General features: G+C 53.1%; 1 protein-coding gene. It reads right to left on the reverse strand.

Annotated elements, in window-relative coordinates; genetic code table 11:
- Positions 1 to 66: 66 nt before the first annotated feature.
- On the reverse strand, positions 67 to 534 hold the full coding sequence (gene rlmH, locus J7438_RS27160; protein ID WP_209279123.1) for a 23S rRNA (pseudouridine(1915)-N(3))-methyltransferase RlmH: 468 nt from the start codon (positions 532 to 534) through the stop codon (positions 67 to 69).
- Positions 535 to 565 lie beyond the last annotated feature (31 nt).

Below are 565 nucleotides of genomic sequence, written 5' to 3' on the forward strand. Positions count from 1 at the left end.
CACCAGAAAGCTAGCCTTCACTTTTACTTGAGTGAAAGTACTTCGTCAATCAAGGTTACATCAGTTTTACTTGTGGTAGGGATGATTGTGAAGAATGCTCCAGGCTCTGTAAACCTGCTCAGCCACCACAACCCGAACCAGCGGGTGCGGCAATGTTAATGGCGACAATGACCAGCGGAGATCCGCCTTTGCCAGGCATGATGCATGTAAACCTTCCGGCCCGCCGACCAGTAAACTGACATTGCGACCACTGTGCAGCCACGCTCCCATATTGTTCGCCAGTTTCTCTGTGCTCCAGGCCTTGCCCATAATTTCCATGGTAACTACCAGATCGCCTGAACCCACAGCAGCGAGCATCTGGCCAGCCTCTTTCTCCTGAAGGCGATTAATGTCAGAGCCTTTACTGCGCTTGCCGAGAGGAATCTCAACAAGCTCCAGTTTCACGTCCGCACCCAGCCGACGACTGTATTCCCTGTAGCCCTCTTCAACCCAACCCGGCATTTTTGAGCCAACCGATATCAGCCGAATCCGCATCAGGAGGGCTCAGCGACAACCAGGTCAGCAC

This window comes from Thalassotalea sp. G20_0, from assembly GCF_017744175.1.
Classification (GTDB): Bacteria; Pseudomonadota; Gammaproteobacteria; order Pseudomonadales; family Endozoicomonadaceae; genus Endozoicomonas.